9 protein-coding genes and 3 pseudogenes are annotated in these 10,492 nt (G+C 65.3%); all 12 read left to right on the top strand.

Annotated elements, in window-relative coordinates; translation table 11 throughout:
- The first annotated feature begins 100 nt into the window (after positions 1 to 100).
- Entirely contained in the window at positions 101 to 487 is a 387-nt protein-coding gene (gene copC, locus AD428_RS05875) for a copper homeostasis periplasmic binding protein CopC (protein WP_018716234.1), read from the top strand.
- Between the two features lie 4 nt (positions 488 to 491).
- Positions 492 to 1,418 carry a copper homeostasis membrane protein CopD gene (gene copD, locus AD428_RS05880; protein WP_053244503.1) on the top strand — a complete coding sequence of 309 codons (927 nt, stop codon included), beginning with the start codon at positions 492 to 494 and terminating at the stop codon, positions 1,416 to 1,418.
- Positions 1,419 to 1,523: 105 nt separating this feature from the next.
- A protein-coding gene (locus tag AD428_RS05890; RefSeq protein WP_152967996.1) for an IS3 family transposase occupies positions 1,524 to 2,674 on the top strand; the annotation gives its coding sequence in 2 pieces (ribosomal slippage) (positions 1,524 to 1,770 and positions 1,770 to 2,674; 1,152 coding nt in all).
- Positions 2,675 to 2,689: 15 nt separating this feature from the next.
- Positions 2,690 to 3,952 (top strand): annotated as a pseudogene (gene traG / locus AD428_RS05895) (IncP-type conjugal transfer protein TraG); the annotation flags it as partial.
- Positions 3,949 to 4,413 (top strand): ribbon-helix-helix protein, CopG family, encoded by a 465-nt coding sequence (locus AD428_RS05900; protein ID WP_053244501.1) that lies wholly within the window; start codon positions 3,949 to 3,951, stop codon positions 4,411 to 4,413. The pseudogene traG and the gene AD428_RS05900, both read left to right, overlap by 4 nt.
- Positions 4,410 to 5,459, top strand: coding sequence for a P-type conjugative transfer ATPase TrbB (gene trbB / locus AD428_RS05905; RefSeq protein ID WP_053244512.1), 1,050 nt, complete (start codon positions 4,410 to 4,412; stop codon positions 5,457 to 5,459). Before AD428_RS05900 ends, trbB begins: the two co-directional genes overlap by 4 nt.
- Positions 5,456 to 5,839: a TrbC/VirB2 family protein gene (locus AD428_RS05910; RefSeq protein ID WP_003103996.1), complete on the top strand. Its 384-nt coding sequence runs from the start codon at positions 5,456 to 5,458 to the stop codon at positions 5,837 to 5,839. The genes trbB and AD428_RS05910 overlap by 4 nt, the downstream gene beginning before the upstream one ends.
- On the top strand, positions 5,836 to 6,108 hold the full coding sequence (locus AD428_RS05915; protein ID WP_008786754.1) for a VirB3 family type IV secretion system protein: 273 nt from the start codon (positions 5,836 to 5,838) through the stop codon (positions 6,106 to 6,108). The genes AD428_RS05910 and AD428_RS05915 overlap by 4 nt, the downstream gene beginning before the upstream one ends.
- Before the next feature lie 9 nt (positions 6,109 to 6,117).
- A pseudogene (trbE, locus tag AD428_RS05920) lies at positions 6,118 to 8,570 on the top strand (conjugal transfer protein TrbE).
- A pseudogene (gene trbJ / locus AD428_RS24465) lies at positions 8,567 to 9,293 on the top strand (P-type conjugative transfer protein TrbJ). The pseudogenes trbE and trbJ overlap by 4 nt, the downstream one beginning before the upstream one ends.
- Before the next feature lie 12 nt (positions 9,294 to 9,305).
- A complete protein-coding gene (locus AD428_RS05930) occupies positions 9,306 to 9,638 on the top strand; it encodes a hypothetical protein (RefSeq protein ID WP_053244514.1) in 333 nt (110 codons plus the stop codon).
- A partial coding sequence (trbL, locus tag AD428_RS05935) for a P-type conjugative transfer protein TrbL (RefSeq protein WP_082308288.1) occupies positions 9,635 to 10,492 on the top strand: 858 nt, incomplete at its 3' end. The genes AD428_RS05930 and trbL, both read left to right, overlap by 4 nt.

The following is a 10,492-nucleotide window of genomic DNA, read 5'->3' on the forward strand; positions in this document are numbered from 1 at the left end:
CAGCGAGCCGTTTCTTTCGTTCCACGCCGTTGCGAAGGCGCAAGCCTTATCTCGGCATTTCGTTCTTAAACCACCCTCACACATCAAGGTAGGAACCTCTATGACCCGTTCACATTTCATCGCCAAGCTCGTCGCGCCGATCGCTGCTGGCCTGTTCGCCACCGCCGCATTCGCGCATCCTTCGCTGGTATCTTCGACGCCGGCCGACAAGTCGCAGGTTTCCGCGCCAGCCACCATTGAGCTGAAGTTCTCCGAAACGCTGGTGCCGCAGTTCTCCGCCGCGAGCCTTGTCATGACGGGCATGCCGGGAATGGCGAGCCATGGCCCGATGAAGATCAACGCCAGCGTCGCGGGTGCCGGCGACGGCAAGACCATGGTCATCACGCCGGCACAAGCGCTCCAGCCGGGCGACTATCGCGTCGAATGGCGTGCCGTCTCCTCGGACACGCATCCGATCACGGGTAACTTCACCTTCAAGGTGAAGTAAGCCCATGGCCGGGGATTGGTTGACCATCGTCCTGCGCCTGGCGCTTTATCTGGACCTGGCGGCGGCGTTTGGCGTCGCCATGTTCGGTCTCTATGCTTTGGGCAACGACGAGCGATCCTCGACGATCTCGCGCCGCTATCGCGTACTCATTGGCGCATCCGCTGCCATCGGCATTGCCCTGTCGATGTGGGGCATGACGGTCATGGCCAAGGCCATGTCCGGCGCCCAAAGCTACGCGGAACTGTCAACGCACGTTTTCGACATGCTCATTACGGGCACGCACATGGGCATCGCCTGGTGCATTCGCATCCTGGCTCTGTTGGTGTGCGTGCTCGTCGCCGTGTTGCGCATGAAGTCAACACTGCGTTTTGCAGCGATGGCCGCTTCCAGCGGTGTGGCGTTGGCGACCCTTGCATGGGCGGGACATGGCGCCATGGATGACGGCGTGCGCGGATACATTCATCTCGCTTCGGACATCACGCACCTCTGGGCGGCCGGTGCCTGGGTAGGCGCATTGATCGCGTTCTTGGTGCTTGCGGCCAACAAACCAAATACCGGGCAAGGCTCAGTAGAGATCCTGAGCCGAACATCCAATGGTTTCGCCCGGATAGGTACGGTGATCGTGGCGGCACTCGTGGTGACTGGAGCCCTGAACTACCTGTTGATCGCTGGGCCATCACTTGATCCGCTCTTCTCAACGCTCTATGGCCGCCTGCTTGTAGGAAAACTCCTGTTGTTCGGAGGAATGCTCGCGCTGGCGGCAGCCAATCGGTTTCGACTGAGCCCAAGTCTGGAGGCGGCACTGAGAACAGGCAACCACGCACAAGCGGTCGTCAAGCTACGGCAGAGTCTGTTCACGGAGGCGACGTTAGCCGTTCTGGTTCTGGCGAGCGTTGCGTGGCTTGGCATCCTTTCTCCCAACGGCACCTAATCTTTGACTGGCTCTAAATGACAGCACATGAATTGAATGTAATGAATCGCCCCTGATTTCCTAGACACCTCGGAGCCTCAAACCTGAGGCCCAATAGGAGGTGCCATGAGCAATCAACGATATACAGAAGAATTCAAGAGCGAGGCGGTCAAGCAGATCTCCGAGCGCGGTCACCGGGTCGCCGAGGTGGCCCAGCGATTGGGCGTGAGCCAACACAGCCTGTACCAGTGGATCAAGGCGCGTCAGCAACCTGTTGAGCAGCGTCAAGCGCAGGCCTCGCAGTCGGAGGAGCTGCGTCGGCTCAAGGCCGAACTCAAGCGTGTGACCGAGGAGCGCGACATCCTAAAAAAGGCCGCAGCGTACTTTGCCAAGCAGTCCGGGTGAAGTACGCATTCATCAAACGCCACGCCCACGAGCACAGCGTGCGCCGGCTATGCCAGATGATGGGTGTGCACCCCAGCGGTTTCTATGCTTGGCAAGTCCAACCGCACAGTCCACGCGCAATGGATGATCAACGCCTGCTGGGCTTGCTCAAGCAAGCCTGGCTGGAAAGTGGTGGCGTGTACGGCTATCGCAAGCTCACGCTGGACATGCGTGAACTGGGAGAGAGCTGCGGTAAACATCGCGTGGCGCGACTGCTCAAAAGCGAAGGGTTGCGCTCACAGACAGGTTATCGCCGCCGGCCTGGCAGCCGTGGGGGCAAGCCCGCTGTCGTGGCCCCCAACCATCTCCAGCGGCAATTCACGGTCGATGCGCCCAATCAGTCCTGGGTCACTGACATCACCTACATCCGCACCCATGAGGGATGGTTGTACTTGGCCGTCGTCCTTGACCTGTTCTCGCGCCAGGTCGTTGGCTGGTCAATGGGGCATCGCATCGACACCGCACTGGTGCTCGATGCACTGATGATGGCGCTGTGGAGGCGTCAACCCAAGCAACAGGTCTTGATCCATTCGGATCAGGGCAGCCAGTTCACTGGCCACGAATGGCAAGCCTTCTTGCGAGATCACAACCTGAGTTGCAGCATGAGCCGTCGCGGAAATTGCCATGACAACGCAGTCGCCGAGAGCTTCTTCCAGTTGCTCAAACGTGAGCGCATTCGTCGCCAGATCTACCCCACGCGCGAGCAAGCCAGGTCCGACGTCTTCAACTACATCGAGATGTTCTACAACCCCAGACGTCGCCACGGCACTGCTGGCGGCCTATCTCCGATAGAGTTCGAGCAACGCCATTCCCAACGGCTCACGAGTGTCTAGGGAAGACGGGGCGGTTCACACGCGCTGCTGGTCGGGGCCATTCTGCATGTCCTCTACGCGAGCGAAGACAAGACGCTGCGCGGTGTCGCCAACTTTCTGTCCGACCCGGCCAGCCCGTTCGAGCTGACCTTGCACCGGATGATGACCACGCCGCACCTCGGCGATGGGCCGCATCCGGTCGTCGCATCGGCGGCGCGCGAAGTGCTCAACAAATCGGACAACGAGCGTTCCGGCGTGTTGAGCACCGCCATGTCGTTCCTCGGCCTGTACCGCGACCCGACGGTGGCCGAAGTCACCTCGCGCTGCGATTGGCGCATCGCCGACCTGATCGCGGCCGAGTATCCGGTGTCGCTGTATCTCGTGGTGCCGCCTTCGGACATTTCGCGGACGAAGCCGCTTATTCGCCTGATCCTCAACCAGATCGGGCGGCGGCTCACCGAATCGCTCGATGGTTCCGATGGCATCGCGCGCCGCCACAAGCTGCTGCTGATGCTCGACGAGTTCCCGGCGCTGGGGCGCCTGGACTTCTTCGAGACGGCGCTGGCCTTCATGGCGGGCTACGGCATCCGCAGCTTCCTGATCGCGCAGTCGCTCAACCAGATCGACAAGGCGTATGGGCAAAACCACTCCATCCTCGACAACTGCCATGTGCGCGTGACGTTCGCCACCAACGACGAGCGCACCGCCAAACGCATCTCCGAAACGCTGGGCACCGCCACCGAGCTGCGCGCGCAACGCAACTACGCCGGCCACAGATTGGCCCCGTGGCTCGGCCACTTGATGGTGTCGCGGCAGGAAACAGCGCGCCCGCTGCTGACGCCGGGTGAGGTGATGCAGCTTCCGCCTGACGAGGCGGTGGTGATGGTGTCCAGCGTCGCGCCGATCAAGGCGAAGAAGCTGCGCTACTACGCGGACGCCAATTTCAAGCGCCGCGTGCTGCCACCGCCCACGCCGGCGGATGGGCAGTACGCCGACGCGCCGCCGGCCCGCGCCGACGACTGGAGCGGGCTGGTGATTCCTGCTGCACCCCCTGCGCCGGCCACGGCATCCGCCGATGGCCTGGAGAACTTGGGTTCGGCCGACGACGGTGGCCCGCGCCGCCAGCCCGAACTAACTGAGGCCGTCGCCTACGACCCCGAATTGGCCGCGCCCACGGCCGACCTTGGGCTGCTCGATGACGACGACTTGCCGCTTCCCCTTCCGCGCCAGCTCGATCCAGCCATGCAGCGCACGGCCCGGCTGGCTTCCCTCGACCCCAACGACGGAATCGAGCTATGAGCCACTACCGCCTGAACCTCTTTATCCAGCCGGAGCACGCCAAGCGGCTCGATGAGCTGGCCGCCAAGAAGGGCGTGTCCAAGTCGTCCATCGTCGCGGCGGCGCTCGCATCGTGGCTGTCGCCCGATGCCGCCGACCAGCGCGAGGCGGCTATCGCCAAGAGGCTGGATCGCCTGTCTCGCCAGGCCGAGCGCATGGAGCGCGACCAGAACATCCAGATCGAAACGCTGGCGCTGTTCATCCGCTACTACCTGACCGTGAGCACGCCTGTTCCCGAGGCGCACCAAGACGCCGCCCGCGCCCAGGGCAAGGCGCGGTTCGAGCAGTTCGTTGAACAGTTGGGCCGCCACCTGCTACGTGGGCGAAGCCTGGTGCGTGACGTGGTGGAAGAACTGCACCCCGACCCGATGCGGATGGAGGACGCGGCGGTAGTCGCCAAAGCGCAGGAGCGTGCGTCATGAGCGCCGTTCCGCAGTCCATGAGCACCACGTCGTTCGACCGCCGCATCCAGATGCTGCGCACGGCGATGGGGCCGCTGATCGCCGCCGCGCTCGAAGACCCGGACGTGGTGGAAGTAATGCTGAATCCCGATCGCACCCTTTGGGTGGATCGGCTTTCCAGCGGGCGCGCACCGATGGGCGTGGAGCTGTCCGAAGCGGACGGCGAGCGAATCATCCGCCTCGTGGCCGCCCACGTCGGCGCGGAGGTACACCGCGGCCAACCGCTGCTGTCGGCAGAGTTGCCCGAGACGGGAGAACGCTTCGAGGGCATCTTGCCGCCGGCTGCACCGGGGCCGGCCTTCGCGCTGCGCAAGCGGGCCATCGGCGTGATCCCGCTGGAGCGGTACGTCATCGACGGGATGATGACCAGCGCCCAGGCGGGCTTTCTCGTTCGCGCCGTGCGCGAGCGCCAGAACGTCCTGATCGCCGGCGCCACCAGCAGCGGCAAGACCACGCTCGCCAATGCTTTGCTCGCCGAAATCGCCGCCACCGGCGACCGCGTACTGGTGCTCGAAGACACGGTGGAACTTCAATGCGCGGCCCGCGACCACGTTCCGCTGCGCACCCGCGCAGGCGTGGTGTCGATGACCGAACTGGTGCGCTCGTCCATGCGCCTGCGCCCTGATCGCGTCGTCGTCGGCGAGGTGCGCGGCGCCGAGGCGCTGGATCTCATCAAGGTGTGGGGCACGGGCCACCCCGGCGGCATCGCCACGATCCATGCCGGCTCCGCGCTCGGCGCGCTGCTGCGCCAGCAACTGATTCTCGAAGTGGCGGTGAACCCGCCGCGTGCGCTGATCGCCGAGGCGGTCAACGTGGTGATCCACATCGCCGGTCGCGGGCGCAAGCGCCGCATCGAGAGCATCGCCCGCGTCGTCGGCTTCGACGGCGTGGGCTACCAACTGGCGGACGCGCTGGAAACGCCGTTTCCCGAGCTGCCGCCACCTCCCGATGCCGCACCCGCTGCGGCGACCTCCCCATCCCCTGACTCAACTGGAGAACTGCCATGACGCAGATGACCATTCCTGCTTTCCGTTTTTCTGCAAATCCGGCTTTGCGTCTCGCGCGGCTGCGCTGCTTGGCCCGCCCTGCGGGGCAAGGGCTGCTGCTGGCCGCGCTGCTGCTGTTCCTGGCTGGAACCGCACAGGCCGCCGGCTCCTCGATGCCGTGGGAAGGTCCGCTGCAATCCATCCTTGAATCCATCCAGGGGCCGGTGGCGCGCATCGTCGCCGTCATCATCATCATCGCCACGGGCCTCGCGCTCGCATTCGGCGACACGTCCGGCGGATTCCGCAAGCTGATCCAGATCGTGTTCGGTCTGTCCATCGCGTTCGCCGCGTCCTCGTTCTTCCTGTCGTTCTTTTCGTTCTCTGGCGGGGCTGTCGTATGAGCGGCCCGGACAGCTTCGCGGCAGGGTTCGAGGTGCCTTTGCACCGCTCGCTCACCGAGCCGATCTTGTTAGGCGGCGCACCGCGTACGGTGGCGATTGCCAACGGCACGCTGGCCGCCGCCGTCGGGCTGGGCCTGCAACTGTGGATTCCTGGCGTCGTGCTCTGGATCGTCGGCCATTCGCTGGCGGTATGGGGTGCGCGCGTCGATCCACAGTTCATGGCCGTGTTCGCCCGGCACATCAAACACCGCCCGCTGCTGGACGTGTGAGGTGATGCCATGCTGAACCTCGCTGAATACCGCCAGCGGCCCGCACTGCTCGCCGACTGGCTGCCCTGGGCCGGACTCGTCGCGCGGGGTGTCGTCTTGAACAAGGACGGCAGTTTCCAGCGCACGGCCCGGTTTCGCGGGCCTGACCTCGACAGTGCCACGCAAGGCGAGCTGATCGCCACGTCGGCGCGCTTGAACAACGCGCTGCGCCGGCTGGGGTCGGGCTGGGCGCTATTCATCGAGGCCGAGCGCCGCGCCGCCGCCGACTATCCGCACTCGGCGTTCCCCGAGCCGCTGTCGTGGCTGGTGGACGAGGAACGCCGGGCCACATTCGAGGACTCGGGCAATCACTTCGAGAGCGGCTATCACCTGACGCTGGTGTACCTGCCGCCCGAGGAATCGCACGCCCGCGCGGCGGGGATGCTGTACGAGAACCGGCCTACCGACGGCGTGGACTGGCGCGAGCGGCTGCAAGCTTTCGCCGCAGAAACGGATCGCATCTTTGACCTGCTCGACGGCGTGATGCCGGAGATTGACTGGCTCGATGACGCGCAGACGCTGACCTACCTGCACGCGACCATCTCGACGCGGCGCTATCGCGTCGGCGTGCCCGAAGTGCCGTTCCACATCGACGCGCTGCTGACCGACTCCGCACTTGTCGGTGGCTTGGCGCCCATGCTGGGCGACCGGCACCTGCGCGTGGTGTCGGTGCGGGGATTTCCGCCCTCGACCTGGCCGGGGATTCTGGACGACCTCAACCGCCTTGGCTTTGCGTACCGCTGGAGCACGCGCTTTCTCTGCCTCGACAAAGCCGAGGCGGAAAGAGAACTCGCCCGCCTGCGCCGCCAGTGGTTCGCCAAGCGCAAGAACGTCATCGCGCTGCTGCGCGAAACGATCTTTCAGCAGGAAAGCCCGCTGGTCGATACCGACGCGAACAACAAGGCGGCGGACGCGGATGCTGCCTTGCAGGAGCTGGGCAGCGATCAAGTCGCCTTCGGCTACCTGACGGCGACCGTCACCGTCATGGACGAGGACGCCGGCGCAGCCGACGAGAAGCTGCGCATGGTGGAGCGTGCCATCCAGGGCCGGGGCTTCGTCACCATTCCCGAAACGCTCAACGCCGTGGATGCATGGCTGTCGTCCATTCCGGGCAACGCCTACGCCAACGTGCGCCAGCCCATCGTCTCGACGCTGAACCTGGCGCACATGATGCCGGTGTCGGCGGTATGGGCCGGCCCGGAGAAGAACGACCATCTCGGCGGCCCGCCGCTGATCGTCACGCGCACCGATGGCGCCACGCCGTTCCGGCTGGTGACGCACATCGGCGACGTTGGCCACACGCTGGTAGCAGGCCCGACCGGCATGGGCAAGTCGGTCTTGCTCGCCACGCTGGCGATGCAGTTCCGCCGCTATCGCGGCTCGCGCATCTTCGCCTTCGACATGGGCCGCTCCATGCGTGCCACCATCCTCGGCCTGGGCGGCGAACACTACGACCTCGGCACGGATGGCGAAATCGCCTTCCAGCCGCTCGCGCGCATCGACCGCGAGGGCTACCGCACCTGGGCTGCCGAATGGATCGAAGGCCGCTTGCTGCATGAAGGCGTGGCGGTCGGCCCGGACGAGAAGGCCGCCATCTGGTCGGCGCTGGGGAGCCTCGCCGGTGCGCCGGTGGAGCAGCGCACCATGACCGGCATGTCGGTGCTCTTGCAGTCCAACGCACTACGCCAAGCGCTCGCGCCGTATGTGCTCGGCGGCGCGCACGGCAAGCTGCTGGACGCCGACCACGACCGGCTAGGCATGGCCGACGTGCAGTGCTTCGAGATGGAGGAACTGATGCACAGCAAGGCCGCCGTCATGGCCGTGCTGCACTACCTCTTTGCGCGTTTCGATGAACGCTTTGACGGGGCGCCCACGCTGCTGATCCTCGATGAAGCGTGGCTGTTCCTCGATGACCCGGTGTTTGCCGCGCGCATCCGGCAATGGCTCAAGACGCTGCGCAAGAAGAACGTCAGCGTCATCTTCGCCACGCAGAGCCTTGCCGACATCAAGGATTCGAGCATCGCGCCCGCGATCATCGAGAGCTGCGCGAGTCGGATTTTCTTGCCCAACCCGCAGGCGACCGAGCCGCAGATTCGCACGATCTACGAGGGCTTCGGCCTCAACAGGCGGCAGATCGAAATCGTCGCCACCGCGCAGCCCAAGCGCGACTACTACTACCAATCGCGCCTCGGCAATCGCCTGTTCGACCTCGACCTGGGGCCGGCGGCGCTGGCCTTCGCGGGCGCGTCCACGCCGCAAGACCAGCGCGACATGGACGCGGTGCTGGCCGACGCCGGCGTGCCCGGCTTCGCGGGCGCCTGGCTGCGCCTCGCGGCCTCGATTGGGCGGCCGACCTGCTGCCCTCGTTCCCCGGCCTCGCGCCGGGTTCCCTCGCTGACCAACCCCTGGAGAACCAGCCATGAAGAAACGTCTCATCGCCGCCGCCATCGCGGCCATGCTTTGCACCGCCACCGCCCATGCGCAATGGGTCGTGATCGACCCCACGAACCTCGTGCAGAACACGCTGACCGCGATCCGCACGCTGGAGCAGATCAACAACCAGATCCAGCAGCTCCAGAACGAAGCGCAGATGCTGATGAACCAGGCGCGCAACCTCGCCAGCCTGCCGTCCAGCGTGGTCGGCCAGTTGCGCGCCAATCTGGCGACCACACAGCGGCTGATCGCCCAGGCCAGAGGACTGGCCTACGACGTGACGAATCTGGATCGGGAGTTCCAGCGCCTGTATCCCGAGCAATATGCCGCCACCGTCAGCGGCAACCAGATGTACCGCGACGCGCAGGAGCGCTGGAAGAACACGCTCAACGGCTTGCAGACCACCATGCAGATGCAGGCCCAGGCGTCGCAGAACCTGAGCGACGACGAAGGCGTGCTGGCCGACCTCGTGGGCAAGAGCCAGTCGGCCGAAGGTGCGTTGCAGGCGATGCAGGCCATGAATCAGTTGCTGGCCTTGCAGGCCAAGCAGTCGATCCAGTCGCAGCGGCTCCAGATCACGCAAGACCGGGCGGCGTCGCTGGAACTGGCGCGGCAGGCGGCAGCCACGGAGCGCGCCCGCGAGGTGCGGCGGCGCTTCCTGGGCGAGCGGCACGCCGTACACGCCGCAGTCCGTGAACTTCTACGGCAACTGACGGGAGGCCGCCATGCGATGCGTCCTCGCCCTTGGTGTCGTGCTGCTGGCCGCTTGCGGCGAGCAGCCGGCCGACCACCTTGCCGATGCCTTGGCCGCCGATCCAGTGCGGCTCAAGGCGTTGCGCGAGCAATGCAAGGCCCATCCACGACAGGTCATGCAGGCCACGGGCGAGGACGCTTGCCGTGCCGCCGCCGAAGCCTTCCGGCGGCGCTTCTTCTCCGGCCAGGCCGGGCCGGATGAATACCAGACGCTGGCCGACCTGCCGCCGATCCCGCCGAGCTTCGAGGAACCGGCCGATGGCATGGCGCCGGCCGTTCCCGCCGAACCGGAGGACACGCCATGAATGACGTGACCATCATCGACCAGTTCCTCAACACCTTCGCCGCCTACATCGACTCGGGCTTCGGGCTGCTGCGGGGCGAAGTGGCGTTCCTCACGGCCACGCTGATCGTCATCGACATGACGATCGCCGGCCTGTATTGGGCCATGAGCCATGCCACCGGCCAGGGCGAGGACGTGATCGCCAAGTTGCTGCGCAAGGTGCTGTACGTCGGTGCCTTCGCCTACATCATCAATAACTTCAACTGGCTGGCCAGCATCGTGTTCCGCTCGTTTGCGGGATTGGGCATCACCGCAACCGGCTCGGCTATCACGATGGAGAACTTCTTGCAGCCTGGCCGGTTGGCGAAAACCGGCCTTGACGCGGGCGGGCCGATCTTCCTCCAGCTCGACGAAATGATGGGATTTCCCGAGGTGTTCTTGAACCTCGATGCCATCTTGGTGTTGTTCCTCGCCTGGCTGGTCGTGGTGCTGTGCTTCTTCGTGCTGGCGATCCAGCTTTTCATCACGCTCATCGAGTTCAAGCTGACCACGCTCGCGGGCTTCGTGCTGGTGCCGTTCGCGCTTTGGAACAAGACCTCGTTCCTGGCCGAAAAGGTCTTGGGCAACGTGGTGGCCTCTGGCGTCAAGGTGCTGGTGCTGGCCGTGATCGTCGGTATCGGCTCGGGCTTGTTCGCTCAGTTCCAAGTCCATCCCGCCGAGCCGTCCATCGACCACGCACTGGTCATCATGCTGGCCTCGCTCACCTTGCTGGCGCTCGGGATCTTCGGCCCCGGCATCGCCACGGGCCTCGTCTCCGGTGCGCCGCAACTCGGCGCGGGCGCATGGCCGGTGCTGCCAGTCGGCGCTGCCGGCACG

This window comes from Achromobacter sp. DMS1 (assembly GCF_001270295.1).

What these genes read in the sequence shown, in the direction of transcription:
- copC (WP_018716234.1), top strand. Translation starts at nt 101, where the DNA reads ATGACCCGTTCACATTTCATCGCCAAGCTCGTCGCGCCGATCGCTGCT.
- copD (WP_053244503.1), top strand. Translation starts at nt 492, where the DNA reads ATGGCCGGGGATTGGTTGACCATCGTCCTGCGCCTGGCGCTTTATCTG.
- AD428_RS05900 (WP_053244501.1), top strand. Translation starts at nt 3,949, where the DNA reads ATGAGCCACTACCGCCTGAACCTCTTTATCCAGCCGGAGCACGCCAAG.
- trbB (WP_053244512.1), top strand. Translation starts at nt 4,410, where the DNA reads ATGAGCGCCGTTCCGCAGTCCATGAGCACCACGTCGTTCGACCGCCGC.
- AD428_RS05910 (WP_003103996.1), top strand. Translation starts at nt 5,456, where the DNA reads ATGACGCAGATGACCATTCCTGCTTTCCGTTTTTCTGCAAATCCGGCT.
- AD428_RS05915 (WP_008786754.1), top strand. Translation starts at nt 5,836, where the DNA reads ATGAGCGGCCCGGACAGCTTCGCGGCAGGGTTCGAGGTGCCTTTGCAC.
- AD428_RS05930 (WP_053244514.1), top strand. Translation starts at nt 9,306, where the DNA reads ATGCGATGCGTCCTCGCCCTTGGTGTCGTGCTGCTGGCCGCTTGCGGC.